The organism is Bacillus sp. FSL W8-0645 (assembly GCF_038007905.1).
In the GTDB taxonomy this organism is placed as follows: domain Bacteria; phylum Bacillota; class Bacilli; order Bacillales; family Bacillaceae; genus Bacillus; species Bacillus pumilus.
In genome coordinates, this window is the sequence record NZ_JBBOYC010000001.1 from 2,574,862 (window position 1) to 2,600,460 (window position 25,599).

The 25,599-nt window shown below is 42.4% G+C and carries 21 protein-coding genes and 1 other annotated feature; of the genes, 2 read left to right on the forward strand and 19 right to left on the reverse strand.

The window, feature by feature from the left end:
- Positions 1-14 precede the first annotated feature (14 nt).
- The 5 genes from hemB to hemA are packed head-to-tail and all read right to left on the reverse strand — an operon-like array spanning position 15 to position 4,953.
- Positions 15-986, reverse strand: coding sequence for a porphobilinogen synthase (gene hemB, locus NST39_RS13270; protein ID WP_106066908.1), 972 nt, complete (start codon positions 984-986; stop codon positions 15-17).
- On the reverse strand, positions 983-1,774 hold the full coding sequence (locus tag NST39_RS13275; protein ID WP_065098537.1) for a uroporphyrinogen-III synthase: 792 nt from the start codon (positions 1,772-1,774) through the stop codon (positions 983-985). The genes hemB and NST39_RS13275 overlap by 4 nt, the downstream gene beginning before the upstream one ends.
- Positions 1,771-2,706 carry a hydroxymethylbilane synthase gene (gene hemC / locus NST39_RS13280; RefSeq protein WP_341028768.1) on the reverse strand — a complete coding sequence of 312 codons (936 nt, stop codon included), beginning with the start codon at positions 2,704-2,706 and terminating at the stop codon, positions 1,771-1,773. Before hemC ends, NST39_RS13275 begins: the two co-directional genes overlap by 4 nt.
- Positions 2,707-2,747: 41 nt before the next feature.
- Positions 2,748-3,578 carry a cytochrome c biogenesis protein gene (locus NST39_RS13285; protein ID WP_044139988.1) on the reverse strand — a complete coding sequence of 277 codons (831 nt, stop codon included), beginning with the start codon at positions 3,576-3,578 and terminating at the stop codon, positions 2,748-2,750.
- A gap of 7 nt (positions 3,579-3,585) precedes the next feature.
- Complete coding sequence (gene hemA / locus NST39_RS13290; RefSeq protein ID WP_268453079.1) at positions 3,586-4,953, reverse strand: glutamyl-tRNA reductase; 1,368 nt, start codon at positions 4,951-4,953, stop codon at positions 3,586-3,588.
- Positions 4,954-5,195: 242 nt separating this feature from the next.
- Here hemA and NST39_RS13295 point away from each other — a divergent pair, with 242 nt between their 5' ends.
- Positions 5,196-5,681: a hypothetical protein gene (locus NST39_RS13295; RefSeq protein ID WP_044139987.1), complete on the forward strand. Its 486-nt coding sequence runs from the start codon at positions 5,196-5,198 to the stop codon at positions 5,679-5,681.
- Positions 5,682-5,724: 43 nt separating this feature from the next.
- On the opposite strand, the gene yihA is transcribed toward NST39_RS13295, so the two are convergent.
- The 14 genes from yihA to ilvE form a co-directional block, all read right to left on the reverse strand.
- Positions 5,725-6,312, reverse strand: coding sequence for a ribosome biogenesis GTP-binding protein YihA/YsxC (yihA, locus tag NST39_RS13300; RefSeq protein ID WP_003216344.1), 588 nt, complete (start codon positions 6,310-6,312; stop codon positions 5,725-5,727).
- Entirely contained in the window at positions 6,309-8,633 is a 2,325-nt protein-coding gene (gene lon / locus NST39_RS13305) for an endopeptidase La (protein ID WP_113767509.1), read from the reverse strand. The genes yihA and lon overlap by 4 nt, the downstream gene beginning before the upstream one ends.
- Before the next feature lie 171 nt (positions 8,634-8,804).
- Complete coding sequence (gene lonB, locus NST39_RS13310) at positions 8,805-10,466, reverse strand: ATP-dependent protease LonB (RefSeq protein WP_012010784.1); 1,662 nt, start codon at positions 10,464-10,466, stop codon at positions 8,805-8,807.
- 136 nt (positions 10,467-10,602) lie between these two features.
- Positions 10,603-11,868 carry an ATP-dependent protease ATP-binding subunit ClpX gene (gene clpX / locus NST39_RS13315; protein WP_044139984.1) on the reverse strand — a complete coding sequence of 422 codons (1,266 nt, stop codon included), beginning with the start codon at positions 11,866-11,868 and terminating at the stop codon, positions 10,603-10,605.
- A gap of 251 nt (positions 11,869-12,119) precedes the next feature.
- On the reverse strand, positions 12,120-13,394 hold the full coding sequence (gene tig, locus NST39_RS13320) for a trigger factor (protein ID WP_003216748.1): 1,275 nt from the start codon (positions 13,392-13,394) through the stop codon (positions 12,120-12,122).
- Positions 13,395-13,633: 239 nt separating this feature from the next.
- On the reverse strand, positions 13,634-14,641 hold the full coding sequence (gene ddcA, locus NST39_RS13325; protein ID WP_065098542.1) for a DNA damage checkpoint antagonist DdcA: 1,008 nt from the start codon (positions 14,639-14,641) through the stop codon (positions 13,634-13,636).
- A 131-nt stretch (positions 14,642-14,772) separates the two neighbouring features.
- Positions 14,773-15,372 (reverse strand): 3-isopropylmalate dehydratase small subunit, encoded by a 600-nt coding sequence (gene leuD, locus NST39_RS13330; protein ID WP_003216415.1) that lies wholly within the window; start codon positions 15,370-15,372, stop codon positions 14,773-14,775.
- 13 nt (positions 15,373-15,385) lie between these two features.
- Entirely contained in the window at positions 15,386-16,801 is a 1,416-nt protein-coding gene (gene leuC, locus NST39_RS13335; protein WP_113767512.1) for a 3-isopropylmalate dehydratase large subunit, read from the reverse strand.
- A gap of 40 nt (positions 16,802-16,841) precedes the next feature.
- Entirely contained in the window at positions 16,842-17,939 is a 1,098-nt protein-coding gene (leuB, locus tag NST39_RS13340; RefSeq protein ID WP_126740778.1) for a 3-isopropylmalate dehydrogenase, read from the reverse strand.
- A gap of 18 nt (positions 17,940-17,957) precedes the next feature.
- Positions 17,958-19,511, reverse strand: coding sequence for a 2-isopropylmalate synthase (locus tag NST39_RS13345; protein WP_113767514.1), 1,554 nt, complete (start codon positions 19,509-19,511; stop codon positions 17,958-17,960).
- Positions 19,498-20,526 (reverse strand): ketol-acid reductoisomerase, encoded by a 1,029-nt coding sequence (gene ilvC / locus NST39_RS13350; RefSeq protein ID WP_341028774.1) that lies wholly within the window; start codon positions 20,524-20,526, stop codon positions 19,498-19,500. Before ilvC ends, NST39_RS13345 begins: the two co-directional genes overlap by 14 nt.
- An 18-nt stretch (positions 20,527-20,544) precedes the next feature.
- A complete protein-coding gene (gene ilvN / locus NST39_RS13355; RefSeq protein WP_003216637.1) occupies positions 20,545-21,063 on the reverse strand; it encodes an acetolactate synthase small subunit in 519 nt (172 codons plus the stop codon).
- Positions 21,060-22,784, reverse strand: a complete 1,725-nt coding sequence (gene ilvB / locus NST39_RS13360) for an acetolactate synthase large subunit (RefSeq protein ID WP_341028777.1) — start codon at positions 22,782-22,784, stop codon at positions 21,060-21,062. The genes ilvN and ilvB overlap by 4 nt, the downstream gene beginning before the upstream one ends.
- A gap of 121 nt (positions 22,785-22,905) precedes the next feature.
- Positions 22,906-23,152 (reverse strand) — a binding site (T-box leader).
- Between the two features lie 8 nt (positions 23,153-23,160).
- A complete protein-coding gene (gene ilvE, locus NST39_RS13365; RefSeq protein WP_044139975.1) occupies positions 23,161-24,075 on the reverse strand; it encodes a branched-chain-amino-acid transaminase in 915 nt (304 codons plus the stop codon).
- A gap of 432 nt (positions 24,076-24,507) precedes the next feature.
- On the opposite strand from ilvE, the gene NST39_RS13370 reads away from it, so the two are divergent.
- A complete protein-coding gene (locus NST39_RS13370; protein ID WP_341028779.1) occupies positions 24,508-25,551 on the forward strand; it encodes a lactonase family protein in 1,044 nt (347 codons plus the stop codon).
- Positions 25,552-25,599 lie beyond the last annotated feature (48 nt).

Genomic DNA, 25,599 nt, shown 5'->3' on the forward strand with positions numbered 1-25,599 from the left:
TGTCTATCCGTTCTTTATTCTGAGAGCCATTTTGCTGCATCTTTTGCATGATACGTAATGATGAGTTCTGCTCCTGCACGTTTCATGCTTGTCAGCATTTCAAGAACAAGCTCTTTTTCAGAAATCCACCCATTTTGAGCAGCGGCTTTGACCATTGCATATTCTCCGCTCACATTGTATGCAACAACTGGGAGTGTAAATTCATTTTTGACATCACGCATAATATCTAAATAAGAAAGAGATGGTTTCACAATGAGGAAGTCAGCTCCCTCTTCTACGTCAGACTGCGCTTCTCTTAGTGCCTCTAAACGGTTTGCAGGGTCCATTTGGTATGTTTTACGATCTCCAAACTGCGGTGTGCTATGCGCTGCGTCACGAAACGGACCGTAAAACGCACTTGCATATTTCACAGCATATGACATGACAGGTACATGAATAAAGCCAGCTTTATCAAGCGCCTCACGAATGGCCACAACAAATCCATCCATCATATTTGAAGGAGCAATGATATCTGCACCTGCGCGCGCTTGGCTAACAGCTGTTTTCGCTAAAAGCTGAAGAGATTCATCATTTAAAATTTCACCATCTTCAACAATCCCGCAATGTCCATGATCTGTATATTGGCATAAGCAAGTGTCTGCAATGACCACAAGCTCTGGGAAATGCTTTTTGATCTCAAGCGTCGCTCTTTGCACAATGCCATGATCGTGATACGCCTCACTGCCCACATGGTCTTTATGATCTGGAACACCAAATACAATAATTGATTTGATGCCAAGATCAACAAGCTCTTGGACTTCTTCTTTTACAAGGTCCACTGAAATGTGATAAACACCCGGCATTGAAGGGACTTCTTTTCGGACATTTTCTCCCTCTACAAAAAAGATCGGATAAATGAAATCAGATGGTCTTAAAAAGGTTTCTCTGACTAATTCTCTCATTCCTGCACTTGTCCGCAGTCTGCGGTGTCTGTTAAATTTCATCATTGGTTCAACTTCCTTTCAGATAAACGGCACATCAATTCAAGCATTCCGTCTATCGTATAAGTATCTGGGGTTTCAGAAGAAATCCCGTATTGAAGCAGTGCCTCTTTTGTCAGAGGACCGATCGTCACAAAACAGGTGTCAGAAGCAGCTAGCTTCGCTGCATCTGCCTCCATGGCATGCATAAATGAATGGACAGTGGATGAGCTCGTAAATGTAATAAAATCAAATGATTGCTTCGTCATTGCCGTTTTGAGAGCGGCAATTCCTTCCTCATCCTTGACCGTTTCATATAAAATCCATTCCTTTACTTCTATGCCAAGTGGAACAAGCGTTTTCTTCACGACATCTCGAGACAGGTGTCCTTTTGCTACAAACACACGCTCTCCCAGACGCACATGGTCAAGCAGCGCATCTGCGAGCTCTTCCGCTATGAATCGTTCTGGTACTACATCCACCTTCAAGCCGTGCTGCTCAAGATAGGCAGAGGTTTTCTCACCTACCGCAGCCACTTTCAAATGGGATAAACTCTTATGTAAATGATGGTCTTCTATGTAGCTCAGAAAAAAAGACGCGCCATTTACACTCGTGAAAACAAGCCATTGGCTATTTTCTAAGTCCTTTAAAAAGGCCTGCGCTTTTTCATTTGTGAGCGTAGGCTCAAATCGAATAAGAGAGGTTAAAACAGCATGGCCGTTCAGCTCTTCAATCTTCTGCTGAAACACACCCGCTTGACGTTCATTTCGAGTGACAAGCACCGTCTGTCCGTGAAGCGATTGCCCTATGGTCATTGGGAGGACAGATCCTTTTTCACCTTGTCGATTAAATCCTTTGCTCCCTTATCAGCCATCTGCTTCGCACATGCTGTTCCAATTGCTTCAGGGTCAGTGCCTGATACAGTTTCTCGAATAATCGTGTGTCCGTCAGCAGATGCCACAAGACCCGTCAGTTCAATTTCATCACGCTCATTCATCGTTGCATAGCCAGCGATCGGCACCTGACAACTGCCATCCATTTGTTTGAGGTAGGCTCTTTCTGCGAGAACCGTTTTCTTTGTGTATTCATTCGTAAATTGAGCGAGAAGCTGCAATAGCTCTTCATCATCTCCGCGGCACTCAATTGCCAAAGCGCCTTGACCAACTGCGGGCAGGCAAGTCTCAGGAGATAAAAATTCAGACACGACCTCTTTGCTCCATCCCATTCTGGACAGACCGGCAGCCGCTAGAATAATGGCATCATATTCTTCATTTTTCAGCTTTTCCAATCGTGTATCAATGTTTCCTCGAATCCATTTAATGTTCAGATCTGGTCTTTCCTGAAGAAGCTGGGCACTGCGCCGTAAGCTGCTCGTTCCCACAATAGCACCCTTCGGCAGCTCATGAAGACGCAGATGATCCTTCGAAATTAGAGCGTCCCTTACATCTTCACGCTCAGGAATACAGCCAATGACTAATCCTGCAGGAAGAGCAGCCGGCATATCCTTCATACTGTGAACTGCCATATCGATGTCGTGATTCAGCATCGCCTGTTCAATTTCTTTGACAAACAGTCCTTTTCCGCCAACCTTTGATAAGGTCACATCTAAAATTTGATCACCCTTTGTCACAATCTCTTTTATTTCAAAAGAATAAGAAGGGTTTAGTTCAGACAGCTTTTGAATGACCCATTTTGTTTGTGTAATTGCAAGCTTACTTCTTCTAGAACCTACTTTAATTGTACGCAATTCGTCTTCCTCCCGACAATGCCCTTAAGACTCATCATTATTTATTGAAACCAATGAAAGGTTGATAAGCTACCAAGCAGAAAATAATTGATCATCAGCACAAAGAATGAACCGACATTCCACAGTGCCACGACTTTGCCCTGCATATTTCTCACCAATCTGATATATAAGTAAACACCATATAAAAACAGCATAATAAACGAACCAAGCACCTTTGTATCTGTCCAGTACAACGTATCATACGAAATATATGCCCAAATGATGCCAAGAATCAAACTAAGTAAGAGCATCGGCACGCCAATAATGTTTAATACGTATGCCATATGATCAAGCTTCGATAAATCTTCAATTCTCAGAAGCCATTTTCCCCATTTTTTCTTTTTCAGCAAACGATATTGAAAGAGATAGAGTAGAGAGAAAGCAAATGAAAGTGAAAAGGCACCGTATGATAAAATCGCCATCGTAATATGAATCACAAGCAATTCACTCGTCAGCTTCCCAGTTAGTTCTGCTGAGTGGAGATCAGATGGTGTAAAGGTGTGAATCGCCATCAAGGAAAAACCGATGACATTTGTAAAAAAGACGATAAATTCAACACGCAATATTTTTGTGAGAACAAGTGAAAGTGTCACAAGCACCCACGTATAAAAATATAACCCCTCTGCTACATTCAACACAGGGAATCGGTCTGTTTCCATCATAATATAGAACATGTAGACTGTTTGCAGCAGCCAGACAATAGAAAGCAACCAGAAAGCCATTTTTCCAGCCTTCCGGTTGTGTTGAAGAAAATCTATGAAATAGAACAAGACACTTAGTGCATAGATCAAGGTCGTCGCTTCGCCTAGTCTCGCTACAATGGATTCCATCATCGCTTAATCACTCACTGGCAACTGTAGCAAAGCCTTGTGCCATATTTGGTTTAAACAGCTGAAATGACCCTTGCTCCACCTGTATCGGCTCCGCCTTTTGCTCTTCATCTTCAACCTGTAAATCAAAGATTTCTTTGAACAGTAAAAGTTTTTCTTCTGCATTCGGCTCCGCGGCAATTTCTTTTGCCTTTAAGATAGGATCTTTCAGCATTTGATTGATAATGCTTTTCGTATGTTTATTTAATAGCTTCATTTCACGATGTGTGAGATTCGGAAGCTTTCGCTCAATACTCTGCATCGTATCCGCTTGAATCGTCAGCGCCTTTTCTCTAAGTGCAGAAATGACAGGAACCACACCAAGCGTATTCAGCCATTGCTTAAATTCCACAATTTCTGCTTCAATGAGGAGCTCAACCTGCTCAGCCACCGCACGACGCTCTTTTAAGTTAGCTGCAACGATGCCCTCAAGGTCATCAATGTCATACAAAAAAGCACCTTCTACTTCAGAAATGGCTGGATCTAAATCACGAGGGACCGCAATATCCACCATAAATAGAGGTCTGCCCTTCCGCTTTTTATTCGCACTTTCGACCATTTCTTTTGTAATGACAAATTGTTTCGCACCAGTGGAACTAATTAAAATGTCAGCTTCGGATAATGTTTTTTCCAATTGGTTTAAGCTTTTAGGCTCTCCTGAAAAACGGCCTGCCAATTCTTTTGCTTTCTCATACGTTCGATTGATAACCGTTACTTGACCAATCCCTTGACCTTGAAGGTTTTGAGCCGCTAGTTCGCCCATTTTACCCGCACCAAGAATCAGGACATGTTTATCAGAAAGACGTCCAAAGATTTTTTTCGCAAGCTCGACAGCTGCATAGCTGACAGACACGGCATTAGACGCAATGTCTGTTTCCGCATGAGAGCGTTTTGCAACGGTGACCGCCTGTTTGAATAAATAATTGAAAACGGTACCAATGGTCTTCTCCTCTTGAGCTACTTTAAAGCTAGAGCGCACTTGACCAAGTATTTGTGTTTCGCCAATCACCATGGAATCAAGTCCACAGGCCACACGGAATAAATGCTCGACCGCTCCATCATTTTCATAGAACTTCAAATATGGCGAGACATCTTCCTTTTCTAAACCGAACCAATCAGCTAAAAATCTTTTTATATAAAACCGTCCAGTATGAAGCTGATCTACCACTGCGTAGATCTCTGTTCGATTACATGTTGAGATGACGATATTCTCTAGAATGCTTTTTTCTTCTTTAAGCTTGGACATCGCTGTTCCGAGCTCGCTCGGTTCAAAGCTCAGCTGTTCCCGTATCTCAACAGGGGCTGTTTTATAATCTAAACCCACAACAAGAATATGCATAACTTCAGCTTGCACCCCCAACGCCCTGTCTAATTTATAATAATTACAATATAGAATTTATTATTTATAGTGATTATAACATATATTCATTTTTAACTGGATGAAAATTGTGAACAGATTTCAAAAATGTTGTGATATAGTAGAAAAATGTTCGACACCCATTATGCCATATCATCACTTCAAGCAATTTACCAGATTTGGCGCGTGCGGACAAATGATCTGCTTAAAAGAAGGTGACATCTTTGAAGAAGAAATCCATTTTGCTGCCGCTCACTTTGCTGGCTGTAGCGCTATATGCCATTCTCTCAGGAGGTCAATTTGACATTTGGAAGGATCAAGAGAAATGGTATACACTCGTACTGCTTTTTGGCCTTGCTTTCTTATATCAAGGAAAGAAGGAGCAAGAAAGCGCTCATGTGTTTATCGGTATGCTGATGACGGGCCTTTCGCTACACTTTATTCTTCAGCCAAAATTGGACTACTGGCCAGACACATTTACGATGATCGTATTCATCGTTGGACTTGCTCTTTTTGTGAAATCATCTCAGAAAAAAGAATATCGTATTGAAAGTGTTGTTCTCATTGCACTCGGTCTGTTCCTTTATTTCTTTCAGCAAATTACAAAACAGCTAAGTTCCCTTTCGATCCCTACTTCCGGTTTTGAATTGTACTGGCCTTATGTACTGATTGCTGTTAGTCTCCTCTTATTATTTTTAAAAAGGAAATAACTTATACAATAAAAAGGCATCTGCTCATGACAGATGCCTTTTTTTAGTTATTAATCTTCGCAAGGATGGCATTCCAGGCTTCGTCTTTTCCCTTTTTTGTTTCAGAAGAGAATAGGACTAGTTCATCTGATGGGGCAATGTCGAGTGTCTGTTTGACGACTTTCGCATGTTTTTCCCATTTGCCTTTTGGAATTTTGTCCGCCTTTGTTGCGATGACGATCACAGGAACTCCGTAATATTTCAGGAATTCATACATGTTCACATCATCTACTGATGGCTTATGACGCAGGTCCACAATTTGGACGACTGCTTTTAATTCTTCACGCATTGTAATATACGTTTCGATCATTCTACCCCAGGCTTCACGCTCTGTCTTTGATACTTTAGCAAAGCCGTAACCTGGAACGTCCACAAAATGGAGCATATCATTGATGATGTAGAAATTAAGCGTTTGAGTCTTACCTGGTTTAGAAGACGTACGTGCTAAATTTTTACGATTAATCAATGAGTTGATGAACGAGGACTTCCCAACATTTGATCGTCCAGCAAGAGCGATTTCAGGCAGTCCCCCGCTCGGGTACTGCTCTGGTTTTACCGCACTGATGACGATATCTGATTTTGTTACTTTCATCTTCCCTCTCCTACCAACGCTTTCTCAAGCACCTCATCTAAATGCGAGACTGGAATAAAGGTTAGTCCTTCTCTCACACTTTCAGGAATATCATCAATATCCTTCTCATTGTCCTTTGGAAGAATAATGGTTTTCAGTCCTGCGCGATGTGCGCCTAATGCTTTTTCTTTTAGTCCGCCAATTGGAAGCACTCTTCCTCTTAACGTAATCTCTCCTGTCATACCAACCTCTTTTGACACAGGTCGTCCTGTGAGGGCTGATACAAGAGCCGTCGCAATGGTGATACCAGCTGATGGCCCGTCCTTTGGAACCGCACCCTCTGGAACATGGATATGAATATCATGCTTTTCATTAAAATTAGGATCAATGTTCAGTTCATCTGCTTTGGAACGAATATAACTGAATGCCGCCTGTGCAGATTCTCTCATGACATCACCAAGCTTACCTGTTAACAACAGCTTGCCTTTACCCGGAGAAAGTGATACCTCAATTGACAAGGTGTCTCCGCCAACAGTGGTATACGCAAGTCCTGTGACAACTCCCACTTGGTCTGTCGTTTCAGCCTGACCATAACGGTAAAGTCTTTTTCCGAGAAATTCAGATAAGTTCTTTTCTGTCACCGTGATGCGTTTGCGGTCTTCAGCCACAATCGCTCTTGCCGCTTTACGGCATATCGCCGCAAGCTGACGCTCTAATCCACGAACACCAGCTTCTCTTGTGTAATAGCGAATCGTATCATAAATCGCTGTTTCACGAAGCTGCAAGTTCCCTTTCTTTAATCCGTGCTCCTTTAGCTGCTTCGGCAGAAGATGATCTTTCACAATTTCTGCTTTTTCAACCTCTGTATACCCTGCAATCGTGATAATCTCCATTCTATCACGAAGTGGACCTGGAATGGTTGCTAAATTGTTGGCAGTGGCAATAAATAACACCTGAGACAAATCAAATGTTTCTTCAATATAGTGATCGCTAAAGTTATGATTTTGCTCTGGGTCTAAGACTTCGAGCATCGCAGAAGATGGATCACCTCTAAAATCAGAGGACATTTTATCAATTTCATCTAAAAGGAAGACCGGATTCATCGTTCCTGCCTTGCTCATTCCGCGAATGATACGGCCTGGCATCGCACCTACATACGTTCTTCTATGTCCACGAATCTCGGATTCATCACGCACACCGCCAAGGGAGATACGGATAAACTTTCGGTCAAGTGATTTGGCAATCGATTTGGCAAGTGATGTTTTCCCTACTCCAGGAGGTCCTGCTAAGCAAAGAATCGGTCCTTTTAATGAATTGGTCAGCTTCTGTACAGCAAGATATTCAAGCACCCGTTCTTTGACCTTTTCCAGCCCGTGATGCTCATCATCTAAAATTTCACTTGCAAGCTTTAAATCTAGACGATCTTCTGTATAGATGCCCCACGGGAGACCGATCAGCCAATCAATATAATTTCGAATCACAGAGCTCTCAGCAGAGCTTGAAGGAATTTTTTCATAACGGTTCAATTCTTTGAGCGCCGTTTCACGAACAGAATCCGGCATGCTCGACTCTTCGATTTTAGACATTAAAGAACTGACTTCCCCAGTTTTCCCTTCTTTGTCTCCAAGCTCTTTTTGAATGGCTTTCATTTGTTCACGTAAATAATATTCTTTTTGCGTCCGTTCCATTGAACGTTTCACGCGCTGCCCGATTTTCTTTTCAATCTCAAGTACTTCTTTTTCATTGTGAATTAAGCTGATGACCCGGTTCAGCCGTTTTTTGACATCCACTGTTTCCAGTACTTCTTGTTTGTCCTTTAGTTTGAGCGGCAGGTGAGAAGCAACGATATCTGCCATTCTCCCCGGTTCCTCAATATCCGTCACTGTTGCATATGTTTCAGCTGAGATTTTTTTTGAAATTTTTATGTATTGATCAAAGTGATCTAACAATGTACGCATGAGTGCTTCTGCTTCTGCGTCCTTTAATTCTTCTTCTGCTAATTCTTTAATGTCGACAGACGTATAGTCCTCGAGCTCGACATATGATTCGATCTGTGCTCGATTTAAGCCTTCAACGAGTACACGAATCGTTCCATTTGGCAGCTTCAGCATTTGTTTAATTTTTGTGTAGGTGCCGACTTTGAAAATTTCCTCTTCACCTGGTTCATCTATTGAAATTTCCCGCTGTGTTGCTAGAAAAATCATATGATCGTTCATCATCGCCTGTTCTAATGCTTGAACAGACTTTTCGCGTCCAACGTCCAAATGCAAGACCATTGTTGGATAAACAAGCAAACCTCGCAATGGAAGGAGCGGAACATTCTTTTTGATTTCATCTGCCATGTTGATTGACACCTCCGTCACTAGTATGAATCATTATAATATACCTGTTTCAGTCTTGTACAATGTAAAAGACTTAAGAAATGTTGATCTTACCGTAGTATACCCTTTCTTTTTATCTTGAAAAAGAAAAAAAGATCTATTTCACTAAAAAATCCCCATATGTGATGGGGATTAAACAGATTTTCTTTTCATTTCATCTTCTAGTCCATCTTTCTTCTCGTCTGGCGGGTTAACCAGACACTGATCCAGCACTTCTTGGAAGTGCTTCACAGGCACAATGGTGACCCCTTCAATCTCTTTTAAGATTGACTGTTGGTTGTCATAAGGAATAATGACGGTTGTGGCACCAGCCTGCTTCGCTGCCTTAATCTTCGGTATCACACCACCGATCGGCTTCACCTGACCTTGCAATCCGATTTCACCCGTCATGGCTGTTAGATGATCAATCGGGATTTGATGTATGGCTGAGAAGATTGCGGTCGCCATGGCAATCCCAGCAGACGGCCCATCAATAGGGGCACCGCCTGGAAAATTAATATGGATGTCATATTCATTTGTCCGAATACCTAAATTTCGTAGCACAGTTAATACATTTTCGACTGACCCTTTGGCCATACTTTTTCGTCTAATGGATTTCGATTGATTGCCAATACTTTCTTCTTCTGCAATGCCTGTAATGTTGATACTGCCTTTTTCAAGCGCCTTACAGATGTTCACTTCAATCTCAAGCAAGGCACCGCTGTTTGGTCCATAAACGGCCAGTCCATTGACTACCCCCACTTTTGGCTTTTCCGGTACTTTTTGTTCATATCTTGGTGTCAGCTGGCTTGAATGAATGACCCATTCTACATCTTCGATTGTGATGTCTTTTCGGTTTTCCGTGACCGCCATGCCAGCGGCAATCTGCACCATGTTGACCGCTTCACGTCCATTTTTCACATAGGAGGTTAACAGGTTAAGCCCTTCATCACTTAATTCCTTTTGAATTTTTTGGACAGCCTTGGCAGCGACGATTTTCAGTTCATGCTGGTCAAGGTCTTTAAAGAAAATTTCCAGACATCTTGACCGGATCGCTGGTGGAATTTCGTCAGGTGTTCTTGTCGTGGCACCAATCAATCGAAAATCAGCCGGAAGTCCATTTTGGAAAATATCATGAATGTGATTCGGGATTTGGGTATTTTCTTCACTGTAGTAGGCACTGTCTAAAAAGACTTTCCGATCTTCCAGCACTTTGAGCATTTTGTTCATTTGAATCGGATGCAGCTCGCCAATTTCATCGATAAACAGAACCCCGCCATGAGCATGTGTGACGGCTCCTTGTTTTGGCTGCGGAATGCCTGCCTGTCCCATTGCCCCTGCCCCTTGGTAAATTGGGTCATGCACGGAACCAATAAGCGGGTCTGCAATGCCTCGTTCATCGAATCTCGCGGTTGTGGCATCGAGCTCTACAAAGACCGCATCTTTTTTAAACGGTGAATCAGCGTGACGCTTTGCTTCTTCCATCACAAGACGGGCAGCGGCTGTTTTACCGACTCCCGGTGGTCCGTAGACGATGACATGCTGTGGGTTCGGCCCGCATAGTGCCGCTTTTAGTGCACGAATGCCGTCTTCCTGCCCCACAATATCCTGAAACCCCTTTGGCCGGACTCTCTCTGATAAAGGTTCACTCAGCTTGATTGATCGCATCTTTCTGAGTGCTTCCATTTCTTTCTTTGACTCTTTGTCTATCGTCACCTTTTGTGTGCGCTGATTTCGCAGTAAGTTCCAAAAGTACAGCCCGATGACGATACCAAAGAACAGCTGTATGAATAATACGATTCCTGTCCAGCTCAATCGGTGCTCCCTCCTTCATCTTTCGTATGTATTGGTTTCTGTCTGCTAGTATTTCCTAGAGCTGGACGGAATAAACACCACTTCATCGATAAATAAAAAACTCCTGAATCAAAAAGATTCAGGAGTGAGACTACTCTTATGCAGATGTTTTCGTATCTTTATTGACAACTGTGCCGTCCTTTAACACAAGACGCGGCGACTCGCCATCAGCAACTGTTGCACCAGTGATGACACATTTTTCAATATCATCACGTGATGGAAGGTCAAACATCACATCAAGCATGATGCCTTCAATAATTGAACGTAGACCACGAGCTCCTGTTTTACGCTCAATTGCTTTTTTCGCAATTTCGCTAAGAGCATCTTCTTCAAATTCTAGCTCTACATCATCAAGCTCAAGCATTTTTGTATACTGCTTAACGAGTGCATTTTTAGGCTTCGTCAAGATCTCTACAAGTGCTTTTTCATCTAACGGCTCTAGGCTTGCAATAACCGGTAGACGACCGATGAATTCTGGGATTAAACCGAAGCGAAGCAAGTCTTCTGGGAGTACTTTTGATAGAAGAACTTCTTTTTCAAGATCTTCGATTTTATTTTCCGCACCGAATCCAATGACTTTTTGACCAAGGCGGCGTTTGATGATTTGCTCAATGCCGTCAAAGGCTCCACCACAAATAAAGAGGATATTTGTTGTATCGATTTGAATGAATTCTTGATGAGGATGCTTACGTCCACCTTGAGGCGGTACACTAGCGACAGTTCCTTCAAGAATTTTCAATAGTGCTTGCTGAACACCTTCCCCAGATACATCACGAGTGATAGAAGGGTTTTCTGATTTTCTTGCTACTTTATCGATCTCATCGATGTAGATAATGCCTTTTTCCGCTTTTTCTACATCATAATCGGCTGCTTGGATCAGCTTTAGTAAAATATTCTCTACGTCTTCACCAACATAACCTGCTTCAGTTAGTGATGTTGCATCTGCAATCGCAAATGGCACATTTAAAATACGAGCAAGCGTTTGAGCAAGTAATGTTTTACCGCTTCCTGTTGGCCCAATCATAGAGATATTACTTTTCGAAAGCTCAACATCATCAATCTTGCTGTTGGAATTGATCCGTTTGTAGTGATTATAAACCGCTACAGCTAAGGATTTCTTCGCATTTTCTTGGCCGATGACATATTCATCAAGAATCTCCCGAACTTCATGAGGCTTCGGAACATCCTTGAATTCAACTTCTTCCTCAGTGCCGAGCTCTTCTTCAACTATTTCCGTGCAAAGCTCGATACATTCATCACATATATATACGCCAGGTCCTGCGACCAGTTTACGCACTTGATCTTGCGTTTTTCCGCAAAACGAGCATTTTAATTGACCTTTTTCCTCGTTGAATTTAAACATTCTTTCACCCCTTATTCTTCTTCACTTGCCTGTAGCTAACAGTCAGCTACCTTTCTGGGTCCAGTATGTATGCATTTTACCATACTTTCCTAAAAGACGGTAATGATGTGTTTCTAACACTGCACATCGAGATATGTATAACAGAAAGATGCGACTTACACTATCGTTTCCAAAAGAAGCGATGATAAGTCAAAAATTGTACAAAACAAGGCACGAGTCACTCGCGCCCTGTTTTATTATTATGCACCATATTAACGGTTTTCTACAAGAAAATCAATTGCTTTACGAACTTTTAAATCTTCTTTCATTGCGTCAGTAGATCCGATCGCTTGTTTGATATTTTCAATTGGCATGTTGTATGCTTCAGCCATTTTTGAAAGCTCTTCTTCTACTTCTTCATCAGACACTTGTAAGTTTTCTGCAGCAGCAATTGCTTCAAGTGTTAGGTTAGATTTTACGCGTTTAGCAGCATCTTCTTTCATTTGCTCTTTCAGCGCATTTTCATCTTGTCCTGAGAATTGGAAGTAAAGCTCGAGGTTCATTCCTTGCATTTGAAGGCGTTGTTCGAATTCTTTCATCATACGGTCTAGCTCTGTGTCAACCATCGCTTGTGGGATGTCAACTTCCGCATTTTCAGAAGCTTTCTCAACTAGCTCTTCACGAAGTTTACCTTCTGCTTCGTTTTCTTTCGCTTCTTCAAGACGTTTCTTTGTTTTTTCAGTTAGTTCAGCAAGAGTTTCTACTTCTTCATCAACATCTTTCGCGAACTCATCGTCAAGTGCTGGAAGTTCTTTTGCTTTGATTTCGTGAATTTTCACTTTGAATACAGCTGGTTTACCTGCAAGGTCTTCAGCATGGTATTCTTCTGGGAAAGTGACTTCTACGTCTTTTTCAGCTCCAGTTTCAAGACCAACTAACTGTTCTTCAAAACCAGGGATGAATGAATTAGAACCTACTTCAAGAGAGTAGTTCTCAGCTTTTCCGCCTTCAAATGCTTCTCCATCAACGAATCCTTCGAAATCAAGAACAACTGTATCGCCGTTTTCGATTGCGCCTTCTTCTTTGACAACAAGCTCAGCTTGACGGTTTTGCATGCCTTTTAACTCTTCTTGTACATCTTCATCAGTGACAGTAGCGTCGTCTTTTTCTACGTTAAGACCTTTGTAGTCACCAAGTTTCACTTCAGGCTTCACTGTTACTTTTGCAGTGAAGATTAAGCTTTCGCCTTTTTCGATTTTCTCAACATCGATTTCAGGGCGGTCAACTGGCTCGATACCAGCTTCGTCGATTGCTTTTGGATACTCAACTGGAAGAAGAATATCTAATGCATCTTGATAAAGAGATTCTACACCAAAACGCTGTTCGAAAAGACCACGTGGTACTTTCCCTTTACGGAATCCAGGGATCGATACTTGCTTGACAACTTTCTTAAACGCATCATCAAGTGCTTTGTTAAATGTTTCAGCATCAACTTCTACAGTTAAGATGCCTTCGTTACCTTCTTGTTTTTCCCATTTTACTGACATGTGTGTTTCCCTCCAAAAATCTATTCAGATTGTGCGTTGTTACATTCTAAAGCATCATAAAGACTTCGTCCAATTAAAAACCACGCACGCCGCTAAAGAAGCGGTATTATGTATACAACATTTGACTTGATTATACATATCGTCTTTCAACCATTGGAATCGACAACTGCACGATATATGCACAAATACAACCATTATATTATAACATAACAAGTCCGTCTTTCAACTAAATCGACAAATTACAAATAAGAAATTTCTTCAATATCTTTCAGCATTGTGCAAGCTTCTCTCAGCTCTCGTTCATCAAATTCATACAATAGATGCAATTCTTCGAGGTCAATCTCGATCCCATGCATTTCATAGCCGACTTTATGAAGTGCTGCTGCCCAAAGATTCGGATCTGTGTATTTAGGAAGAAACGGATATAGCACAAATAAGTGCCGGCGCCATAACTCTTCCACGCCTTGATAAAGGGTTGGGTTCTCATTGCCTAGTGTGTCATCGAGCTTACGAAGGACTTGCTGAAGCAGCGGCATTTGCTCTGGTTTAACAGCCTCAGAAGGAACAAGCGTTAAAGAATCACCGAATTTCGTCACATGAACCGGCTTTGCCACATCATGATCTGACAGAAGCTGCAGAATCAATGATTTGACCAAAGGGTTTCCATCAGGCTTTTGTAGGATCGTATTTAATAGACCCATGTGCGGCGTGATGTTTCGGTCTTTCAGCGAATGGATGAACTGCACCTGCTCTTCTGGCCGCTCGAGCATATCATCTATATTGATTTCACTGCCGACCTCCTCATCTTCATCTAAAATCTGTTCAGGCGATTCGATCATTTTTCTACTAAATTCGAGCAGTTTGTAAAAATGCTCTGCGCTTTCTGCTGGAAGGTGGTTTTCCTCAAGTACTGCCTCAATTGTCCGCTTCACTTCTTCATATTCTTTCAGCTGAATTAAGATTGTCATATACACTTGAAGCACGGTGAAGTAATGACCATATCCCTCATTCAGCATCTTTTCACACACACGTTTTGCATCCTGCAGCTCGCCCAGCTCCAGAAAACAAATCGCCATACCGAGATGAATATCGGATTCTTCATCGTCATCATAAGATTTTGCTTCTGAAAACAAGTGAAGCGCCTCTTGATACTGTTTATCTTTTAATGCTGCCATTCCTTTTTCAATCAGTCTTTCTTTCAGACCAGGAAACAAAATGACATTATCTTTCTTCTTGTCATGTTTCATGCTTACTTTCCTTTCGGGCGCATATTTTTTATCAGTTTACCAACGAAGGTTAGTAAACACAAGTAACGAGAGGTTTTCATGCAAAAAAGAAGCCGTCACACCTCGGGTGCGGGTGGACGGCTTCTTGTTGTTTACGCACGCAGCCAGCTGCTGCGCTTATCTTCAAATGCTTGAATGTCATCTTCTAGTAGTAAAGTTAATGAGATCTCATCATAGCCATTCAGGAGCATTTCTCTCCAGTGAGGATCCACATCAAAAGGAGTGATATTCCCTTCGTGATCTTCTATTTGCTGTTTTTCAAGATCAACCGTCATCTCATACCCTTTGTTCTCATATGACGCAGCGAATGTTTTCCACACATCATAATCAAGACGAATCGGAAGCATCCCATTTTTAAAACAGTTTTGGTGAAAAATATCTGCGAATGATGGTGCGATGACAATTTTGAAACCATAGTCATCAAGTGCCCAAGGGGCATGTTCCCTTGATGATCCGCAGCCAAAGTTTTCTCCTGCGATCAAAATGGATGAACCTTCATAAATCGGCTGATTCAGTTCGAAATCAGGATTTGGGCTGCCATCGGCTAAATACCGCCAGTCGAAAAAGGCAAACCGGCCATATCCTGTTCGTTCAATTCTTTTCAAAAATTGCTTCGGAATAATTTGATCTGTATCTACGTTGATACGGTTAAGCACAGCGGCTTTTCCTTTGTGTGTGACTAAAGGCTCCATTTATGACAACTCCTTACACGACTGTTTTCTCTTGATTAAACTTCCTGACATCGACAAATCGGCCATGTATTGCAGCCATTGCAGCCATTGCCGGGCTGACAAGATGCGTTCTCGCACCTTTTCCTTGACGGCCCTCAAAGTTACGGTTTGATGTGGATGCGCAGCGTTCACCTTCTGGTACCACATCGTTATTCATGCTTAGACACATACTGCAGCCAGATTCTCTCCATTCAAATCCAGCTTCAAGGAAGATTTCATGAAGACCTTCTTCTTCTGCTTGCAATTTGACGCTTTGAGAGCCAGGCACGACAATCGCTCTGACATGTTCAGCTACCTTTTGTCCTTCTATCATAGAAGCTGCTTGGCGTAAGTCAGTCATTCTTGAGTTCGTACATGAGCCAATAAACACATGCTCAATCGTAATATCTTCAATACGCTGATGCGGATGAACACCCATGTATTCGTACGCACGAATCGCTTCTTTTTGGTCATCCTCTTGCGCAAAATCTTCAGGTCCTGGGATGGATGCATCTACAGGCAGCACCATTCCTGGGTTAATTCCCCATGTGACCATTGGTGAAATCTCATTCCCATCTAAAACAATCGTTTTATCATAGGTTGCACCCGGATCTGTTTTAAGTTCTTCCCATTCTTTAATCGCTGCTTCGAAGTCTTCTCCCCGCGGTGCATATTTGCGGCCGCGGCAATATTCAAAGGTGACTTCATCAGGTGCAATCAATCCTGCTCTTGCGCCTGCTTCAATCGACATATTACAAACGGTCATACGTTCATCCATCGTCATGTTTCTGAATACTTCCCCTGTGTATTCAATGACATAACCTGATCCGAACTTCACGCCATGCGCACCAATGACTGCTAAAATGACATCTTTGGCCGTTACCCCTTTTTGTAGCTTTCCGTCTACTCTAATTTCTAATGTTTTCGGACGCTGCTGCCAAAGTGTTTGTGTGGAAAGTACATGTTCAACCTCACTTGTACCGATTCCAAAAGCAAGTGCGCCAAATGCGCCATGAGTGGATGTATGACTATCTCCGCAAACGATTGTTTTTCCTGGAAGTGTCAAACCAAGCTCTGGTCCAACGACATGGACAATTCCTTGGTCTACACTGTGAAGGTCAGCTAGACGGACACCAAATTCAGCACAGTTACGCTCTAGAGCACTCACTTGTTTTTTAGCAACCTCATCTTTGATCACAAATCGATTCACAGTCGGGATGTTGTGATCCATTGTTGCAAACGTATTTTGAGGTCTTCTCACCTTGCGCCCTTTTTGTCTTAATCCTTCAAACGCTTGAGGTGATGTGACTTCATGCACCAAGTGCAGATCAATATACAAAAGGTCTGGTTTCCCCTCGCCGCTTTTGACAACGTGCTGATCCCATATTTTTTCGATGATTGTTCGAGGCATAACCCTTTTCCTCCCTCTACCTAATTCCACAAGATTCTATTTATACAATTGTTTTCACGCGCTGCTTAAGTGCGTCTACAACTGCATGAGTGATGTATTCAGTTGTTTGATACGTTCCCTCTTTTGTCGATAAATCCTTTGTTCTTTTGCCAGAGGCAAGAACAACTTCCACAGCTTCTTCTATGGCAGCCGCTTCTTCTTCTAACGCAAAGGATGTTCTAAGCAAGCTTGCTGCCGACAAAATAGTTGCCAGAGGGTTTGCGACGTTTTGCCCCGCAATATCGGGTGCTGATCCATGAATCGGCTCATATAAATGGAGGCCGGTGCTTGATAGACTAGCAGATGGTAGCATACCGAGTGATCCAGTAATCATTGAAGCCTCGTCACTTAAAATGTCACCAAACATATTCTCTGTCACAATGACATCAAATTGTGCAGGCTTATAAATCAGCTGCATGGCGGCATTATCAACGAGCATGTGCTCAAATTCAACGTCTGGATATTGAGAAGCCACTTCTTCTACCGCATCCCGCCATAGTTTACTAGAAGCCAGAACATTCGCTTTATCCACAGACGTTACTTTTTTCCGTCTCGTTAACGCCATGGCGAATGCTTCTTTTAGTACACGGACAATCTCTTCCTTTGTATAAAGAAGCGTATCAACCGCAGCTTCTTTTCCTTCTTCATCTGTGTAGCGCTCGCTTGGTTCACCAAAATAGAGACCGCCTGTTAATTCACGAACGATGACAAAATCGACTCCGTTAATGTGAGCCTGTTTTAACGGTGACGCCTCGCTTAAGCTATCGAACACTTTAACAGGACGGATGTTGGCAAATAAGTCCAATTGTTTACGAATGGCGAGCAAGCCTTTTTCCGGACGAAGCTCTGGTGGGTTTTGATCCCATTTTGGTCCGCCGACTGCTCCTAATAAAATCGCATCTGCGCTCTTGCATACATCAACCGTTTCTGTTGGGAGCGGATTGTTTTTTTCATCTATTGCGATACCGCCAATGAGCGCCGTTTCGAATTCGAATTCGTGCCTAAATTGTGCCGCTGTCTCTTTGAGGACAGCGACCGCTGATGTCACAACTTCCGGTCCGATTCCATCGCCGGGCAAAAGTGCAATTTTCTTTTTCATGAGGACCTACCTCCTTTCCTATGAGATCGCGTGATGTTTCTCAATTTCAATGAGATTTGATTTAAAGATTAAATGCCTGTTTACTGCATTGACGTAGGCTTTCGCTGATGCTTCCAGCACATCTTGCGCCACACCGCGTCCTGCTGTTTCTTTTCCTTCTATTGAAACAGTCACATATACTTCGGCTAGTGCATCTCTGCCTTTTCCATTTGATTGAATACGGTAGTCTAGCAAATGAATTCTTTCCTCCATACAGCGCTCCAGCGTGTTGTACACAGCTTCTACACTGCCTGCGCCTGTAGCTGCTTCTTGAATGACTTCTTGCGTTTCTTGATTTTTCAAAGAGACCGTTGCTGTCGGCATCTGTTCTGTTCCATAATGCACTTGAAGACTTTCAAATTCGTAGCCAATTTTTCGGTCTGCTACTTTTTCTTCCAATATAATAGAAATCAAATCATCATCTGTGATTTCTTTTTTCTTCTCTGTCAAGTTCTTGAAGGTTTCAAAGAACTTATTGATTTCTTCTTCTGTTAGTTTAAAACCTAGCGTTTTCATGCGGTCTTTAAACGCATGTCTTCCGGAGTGTTTCCCAAGGACAAGTACGTCTGTTGTCACACCGACAAGCTCTGGAGAAATGATTTCATAGGTTGTTTTTTCTTTGAGGAAACCATCTTGGTGGATACCTGATTCGTGTGCAAAAGCGTTGTTGCCAACGACTGCTTTATTACGCGGTACAATCATTCCTGAGTATTTGCTCACTACATCACTTGTACGCTTAATTTCATTCAATTGAATCGTTGATTCGACCTTGTAGAAGTCTTTTCGAATATGAAGAGCGACTGCAATTTCTTCTAATGCGGCATTTCCTGCACGTTCTCCAATTCCGTTAACAGCCGTTTCAATTTGATTTGCTCCATTTTCAATGGCTGCAAGTGAGTTTGCTACAGCCATTCCTAGATCATCATGACAGTGAGCAGACAAGTTGACACGGTCGATATTTGGAACGTGTTCCTTCATATATTTAAAAATATTGCCATACTCTTTTGGCGCTAGATATCCAACTGTATCTGGCAAGTTAATGACACTCGCTCCAGCGTCGATGACCTTCTCTACAATTTCTGCTAAGAAAGCAAGATCTGTACGGCACGCATCTTCTGCTGACCACTGGACAACTGGAAAACGTTCTTTCGCGTATTTCACCATGGAGACAGCCTGTTCTACGACTTCTTCACGTGTTTTCTTTAGTTTATGCTCCAAGTGAATATCAGAAGTAGCAATAAAGATATGAATTCTTGGTTCCACTCCATCTTTTAATGCTTCCCATGCAGCATCAATGTCACCTTTTACACATCTCGCAAGACCAGCAACTGAACAGTTTTTGATCGTTCTAGCAATTTCTTGTACGCCTAAGAAATCCCCTCGGGATGAAGCGGGAAAACCCGCTTCAATGATATTAACCCCAAGGCGCTCAAGCTGCTTTGCAATGATTAGCTTTTCTTGTGCATTTAAGTTCACTCCTGGTGATTGTTCTCCATCTCGAAGTGTTGTGTCAAAAAAATTAATTTTCCGCACCGACGCTCACCGCTTCCTTTTTCTTTCCTTGTTTGACGAAAGGCATCATTTCACGAAGCTTTCTTCCGATGATTTCAATTTGGTGCTCATTTTCATTAGCATTGATCGCATTGAAACGTGGACGATTCACTTGGTTTTCAACAATCCATTCTTTTGCAAATGTTCCGTTTTGGATATCAGTCAAGACAGCTTTCATCGATTCTTTTACGTTTGCATCCACAACGCGTGGTCCTGATACGAAATCACCCCATTGTGCTGTATCAGAGATCGAATATCTCATGCCTTCTAATCCTTCTTCGTACATAAGATCAACGATCAGTTTCAGTTCATGTAGACACTCGAAGTATGCAAGCTCTGGCTGATAACCTGCTTCTGTTAATGTTTCAAATCCTGCTTTTACTAGTGAAGTAAGACCCCCGCAAAGGACTGCTTGCTCACCGAATAGATCCGTTTCCGTTTCTTCTTTAAATGTTGTTTCAAGAACGCCCGCTCTTGCTCCGCCGATTGCTTTTGCATAAGCAAGTGCTTTGTCTTTCGCTTGACCAGATACATCTTGATAGATAGCAAATAGTGCAGGTACACCAGCGCCTTGCTCATATGTTCTTCTCACAAGATGTCCCGGACCTTTTGGAGCCACAAGATACACATCTACGTCACTAGGAGGAACAATTTGATGGAAGTGAACGTTGAATCCGTGTGCGAAAACAAGTGAGTTGCCTGCTTCTAATTGATCTTTGATTTCTTCGTCATATACTTTCTTTTGCTGCTCATCTGGTAGTAGTACCATCACGACATCTGCTTGTGCTACTGCTTCTTTTACTGTGAATACTTGATGGCCGTCTTCTTGTGCTTTTGTATAAGATCCGCCTTTTCTCACGCCGACGATGACATCTACGCCGCTCTCTTTTAAGTTCAATGCATGTGCATGACCTTGTGATCCATATCCAATGATGGCAACCTTTTGACCATTTAATACGTTTTCTTGAATATCACCGTTATAATATACTTTTACCATTTGACTCTCTCCTTTTGTTTAGACAATTGAAATTGTTTTATTTTGTTGCGGCTTTTGCTGATTATCTCTCGCAAAGGCCGTGGTGCCAGTTCTGGCGACTTCTTTAATGCCGTATGGCTTAAGTAATTCAATGAGTGCTTCAATTTTTGAAGACTCACCTGTCACCTGAATGACGACACTCTCTCTGCTCACATCTACAATAGAAGCTCTAAACGGTTCAATGACCCCTGTGATCTCCATTCTAGATGCTGGTGCAGAAACGACTTTTATCAAAGCCAGCTCTCGCTGGACGATTGATTGGTTTGTAATGTCTGTTACTTTGAGAACATCAATTTGTTTGTTCAACTGTTTTGTCAGCTGTTCGATGTCTTTCTCTTGGTCTACATGGACGACGAACGTGATGCGTGATACATCTTGAATCTCAGAATGGCCGACCGTAATGCTTTCAATGTTGTAGTGTCGTTTGGTAAAAAGGCCAGTGATTCGGTTCAGTACGCCTGATCGATTTAATACAGTCAACACAATAATTCTTTTCAAGGTTTCACCCCCACCATCTCATGAAGTCCTTTCCCCGGTGCTACCATCGGGAATACTTTTTCATCTCTCGCTACATTGACATCGATGAAAACAGGCTCTCTAGAGGTTAGCGCTTCTTCAAGCTTTTCTTTCGCCTCTTCGTCTGTTGAGATTCTGATTCCTTTAATGCCATAAGCTTCAGATAATTTAACGAAGTCTGGCTGCTCTGAAAATTTAGAATATGAGTAGCGTTCTTCGTAGAAAATTTCTTGCCATTGTCTTACCATCCCAAGGCTGTGATTATTTAGAACAATCACTTTCACTGGAAGGTTCAGCTCACGGATAACGGCAAGTTCTTGCAAGGTCATTTGGAAACCTCCGTCTCCTAAAATCGCGACAACCGTTGACTCTTGATCAGCTAGCTGAGCGCCAATGGCTGCCGGTAAACCGAAGCCCATCGTACCGAGGCCGCCAGATGTGACCCACTTATCTGCATTTTCAAACGGGTAGAACTGCGCTGCCCACATTTGATGCTGTCCAACATCAGTTGCCACAATGGCTTCACCTTTTGTGAATTGATGAATGTATTCAATCAGCTTTTGAGGTTTAAAGCCCTCTGCTTCGTTTTCAACGTACCAGAGTGGATATTCTTCCTTCCACTGATCTAGTTGGTTTTTCCATTCGTCTGACTCTCCTTGCTTCCCGTCTTGCTTAATCAACTCTTCGAGGACTAGCTTACTGTCTCCAACAACCGGGATATGGGTATGAATGTTCTTGCCAATTTCTGCTGGGTCGATATCGATATGTGCTACCTTCGCATGTTTCGCAAAGTGATTGAGATTGCCAGTTACCCTGTCATCGAATCTCGCACCGATTGAAATGAGCAAATCACATTGATGAAGAGCCATGTTCGCCGCATATGTGCCATGCATACCAGCCATCCCTAGGAAAAGAGGATGCTTTGCCGGAAAGCCGCCAAGTCCTAGCAGTGTATGAGCGACTGGGATTTGCTGCTGCTCTACATACTGCCTTAATTCTTCAGATGCTTTGCCATGAAGAATGCCAGCTCCTGCTAGAATGACCGGTTTCTTCGCTCTACTGACAGCTTCTACTAATTTGCGAATTTGTAAATAGTTCGGCTCCACTTTTGGCTGATAACCAGGTAAATCGATTGGCTGATCGTATTCAAACGTTCCTTCAATACCTGCCACATCTTTTGGAATATCAATCAAGACTGGACCAGGTCTCCCTGTCGTTGCGATGTGGAACGCTTCTTTAATGACACCTGGTAATTCCTCTGGATTTCTCACCTGATAGCTGTGCTTTGTGATAGGCATTGTGATGCCGAGCACATCTGCTTCCTGGAAAGCGTCTGATCCAATAACTGAGGTTGCCACCTGTCCTGTGAAGACAACAAGAGGAAGTGAATCAATCATTGCATCTGCAATTCCTGTGACAAGGTTTGTCGCTCCAGGCCCTGATGTTGCAATGACAACACCCGGCTTGCCAGATACTCTAGCGTATCCTTCTGCCGCATGAATCGCTCCCTGTTCATGTCTTGGCAGGACATGAAATAAACCAGAATCATAAATTTTATCGTAGATCGGTAAAACCGCTCCGCCTGGATATCCGAAAATGACTTCTACTTTTTCTCTTTTAAGTGCTTCAATTAGCATGAGTGCACCGTTCATCGTTTGTGGTGCTTTAGATGTTTCCGTCTCCACTTGTACATTTGTCCCCATTTGTTTTCCTCCTCTTTGTCTTGCTTCAGTCAAGTTTTTTCACCCTTTTCTATTCAAGATCGTGATTTTAACCATATAAAAAAGCCTTCTCACCCCACAATGACACTACTTTTCACTAGGTCAAAGGGGCGAAAAAGCTTTGTTTTTCGCGGTACCACCCTTGTTCACGGCAACATCTGCTGCCGTCTCATGGACATCTTTCATCCATTTTGGTAACGAGTGAGCAATGTCACTCGGTCTGCCCTACTATCAATTCAAGCAGACACTCAGAGGTGAGTTCATTTTAGAAAGTAACACCGGTTTCCAGCTACCACCGGCTCTCTGTAGATACTGACTCTAAAACTACTAGTCCTCTTCAACGTTTATCGATATCTATTTAGCTTGCGTGAATGTTTTCATCTGTAAAAACGACTTTTTCTCCCTCTTCAACTACTCGCTTGCGGAATTGTTCAAGAAGTTTGTTTGTGTGGATCCCAGGTTTTCCTTCACCGATTGTACGGCCGTCAACCTTTACAACGGCGATCACTTCGGCTGCGGTTCCTGTTAGAAAAGCTTCTTCTGCTGTATACACATCGTGCCTTGTGAATGGTTCTTCTTTCACTTCGTAGCCTAAGTCTTCTGCAATCTCCATGATGGCATTTCTTGTGATGCCTTCAAGAGCGCCGATATAACCTGGCGGTGTATAGAGCTTACCTTTTTTATAAATAAACACATTGTCTGCAGAACCTTCTGCCACGTACCCTTGATCGTTCAGCATCAGCGCTTCACTCACACCGGCCATATGGGCTTCGATTCGGACAAGGATGTTATTCAAATAATTTAATGATTTCACTTTTGGACTCAGTACATCGGGACGATTTCGTCTCGTCGGTACCGTCACAATGTCAATCCCTGTTTCATATAGGTGCTTTGGAAAGATGGCCAGCGGCTCTACAATGATCACTGTGTTGGCTCTCCCGCAGTTGTTTGGATCTAAACCAAGATCACCAGCTCCTCTTGAGACAACAAGACGGATATAGGCATCCTTTAGGCCGTTCCTTTCAACTGTATGAATCATTTTTTCCGTGAGTTCCTCAAGTGAATATGGAATGTTCAGCATAATCGATCTGGCGGAATCATACAGGCGGTCTAAATGTTCTTTCATTCGAAAGATATTTCCGTTATACACGCGTATCCCTTCGAACACACCGTCACCGTATAAGAAGCCATGATCATAAACTGAAATCTTCGCATCCTCTTTTTTCACGAGTTCATCGTTTAAAAAGATCCACTGTTCCTTTTGGTCTTCCATTTTCAGTGAGCACCCTCTCTTTCAAACAAAAAGTAGTTGAATTTTCAGACATTTTATATTGAAGCGTCTCACGCTTGCTCTGCGTGTTTGTTTAGCTTTTGTTGAACCCATCTTACGCCGCTTTCCATACAGTGTCAACAGCATTTTTAAAATTATTAGACAATTTAGACTAATCAAAATTAAATGTATACGCTTACACCTTTGCTAGACAAGGAATGAAAAAACTTAAAATTTTTTGTATTTTTTCTTCAATTTATTTACTTTACCTGAACGCTTTTCATTTGAGAAAACGTTTGTCATATTTTTTCACATCTTTTTTAATGTATACTGGTAGATTCCAACGCTTTTGATTTTCTTTCGTCATGCCTTTCTAAAGCGTTTTCCTATGAATTTATGATAGAATGAGAGCATCTTATAGAAGGAGGGCAATACATGGCTAACATCAGAGGTTATATCGGAACGTATACAAAGGGAGACAGTAAAGGCATTTATACTTTTACATTAAATACAGACAAACAGCAGATTGAGAAAGTAGAAGTAGCTGCTGAACTTGAAAATCCTACATATTTAACCGTCTCAGATTCTCAAAAATTTGTGTATGCTGTTGTGAAAGAAGGATCACAGGGCGGCGTAGCTGCTTATCAAATCGATGCAGAAACCGGCACACTTCGTTTCATCAACCAAGAACTTGCCGAAGGCGCTTCTCCTTGTCACGTCAGCGTGGACAGTCAAACAAAAACAGCTTTTACAGCAAACTATCATAAAGGAACAGCAGAGATGTATGAAATCGATTCTGAAAATGGCTCAGTAATCCGCACGCTGTCACAGGCGCAGCATGAAGGAACTGGCCCTAATGAAGATCGTCAGGAAAAACCGCACACTCACTTTATGGGTCTGACACCAGATGAACAATTTGCAGTGGCTGTTGACCTTGGGACAGATGGCATTTATACGTATAAGAAAGAAGACGGCAAACTTGAGCTAGCTCATACATTTGAAACAAAACCAGGCACCGGGCCTCGTCATATCACATTCCATCCAACGAAACCTGTGGCATATGTGATGACAGAGCTAAGCTCAGAGGTGATTGTGCTTCGTTACTTTGAAGATGGTCATTTCGAAGAGATCCAAACGATCGCAACCATTCCAAGCGACTTTGCAGAGAACAATCAAGGCAGTGCCATTCACGTCTCTTCAGACGGCCAATTTGTTTATGCAGGAAATCGCGGACATGACAGCATTGCGATTTTTAAAGCAGACGCTGAAGGCCAATTAAGTCTTGTCGAGATTGCTTCATCTGAAGGAAACTGGCCTAGAGACTTTGTGCTTGATCCAACTGAAGAATTCCTCGTCGGTTCAAACCAAGAATCTAGCAACCTAGTGTTATACAAACGCGACAAAGAAACAGGACGACTTACTGTCTTACAATCAGACATCTCAGTCCCTCATCCAGTTTGCGTGAAATTTTTAGGATAATGAAAAAAAGCCTCCAGCTGTGGAGGCTTCATATTGTTGACAAAGGGC

Coding starts and splice junctions, on each gene's coding strand:
- ilvB (WP_341028777.1), bottom strand. CDS start 22,784: ATGGGGACAAATGTACAAGTGGAGACGGAAACATCTAAAGCACCACAA.
- clpX (WP_044139984.1), bottom strand. CDS start 11,868: ATGTTTAAATTCAACGAGGAAAAAGGTCAATTAAAATGCTCGTTTTGC.
- tig (WP_003216748.1), bottom strand. CDS start 13,394: ATGTCAGTAAAATGGGAAAAACAAGAAGGTAACGAAGGCATCTTAACT.
- lon (WP_113767509.1), bottom strand. CDS start 8,633: ATGGCAGATGAAATCAAAAAGAATGTTCCGCTCCTTCCATTGCGAGGT.
- ilvE (WP_044139975.1), bottom strand. CDS start 24,075: ATGGAAGACCAAAAGGAACAGTGGATCTTTTTAAACGATGAACTCGTG.
- hemA (WP_268453079.1), bottom strand. CDS start 4,953: ATGCATATTCTTGTTGTGGGTTTAGATTATAAAACAGCCCCTGTTGAG.
- hemB (WP_106066908.1), bottom strand. CDS start 986: ATGATGAAATTTAACAGACACCGCAGACTGCGGACAAGTGCAGGAATG.
- NST39_RS13370 (WP_341028779.1), top strand. CDS start 24,508: ATGGCTAACATCAGAGGTTATATCGGAACGTATACAAAGGGAGACAGT.
- leuB (WP_126740778.1), bottom strand. CDS start 17,939: ATGAAAAAGAAAATTGCACTTTTGCCCGGCGATGGAATCGGACCGGAA.
- leuD (WP_003216415.1), bottom strand. CDS start 15,372: ATGGAGCCTTTAGTCACACACAAAGGAAAAGCCGCTGTGCTTAACCGT.
- NST39_RS13275 (WP_065098537.1), bottom strand. CDS start 1,774: ATGACCATAGGGCAATCGCTTCACGGACAGACGGTGCTTGTCACTCGA.
- yihA (WP_003216344.1), bottom strand. CDS start 6,312: ATGAAAGTAACAAAATCAGATATCGTCATCAGTGCGGTAAAACCAGAG.
- leuC (WP_113767512.1), bottom strand. CDS start 16,801: ATGCCTCGAACAATCATCGAAAAAATATGGGATCAGCACGTTGTCAAA.
- ilvC (WP_341028774.1), bottom strand. CDS start 20,526: ATGGTAAAAGTATATTATAACGGTGATATTCAAGAAAACGTATTAAAT.
- NST39_RS13285 (WP_044139988.1), bottom strand. CDS start 3,578: ATGATGGAATCCATTGTAGCGAGACTAGGCGAAGCGACGACCTTGATC.
- ddcA (WP_065098542.1), bottom strand. CDS start 14,641: ATGAAACATGACAAGAAGAAAGATAATGTCATTTTGTTTCCTGGTCTG.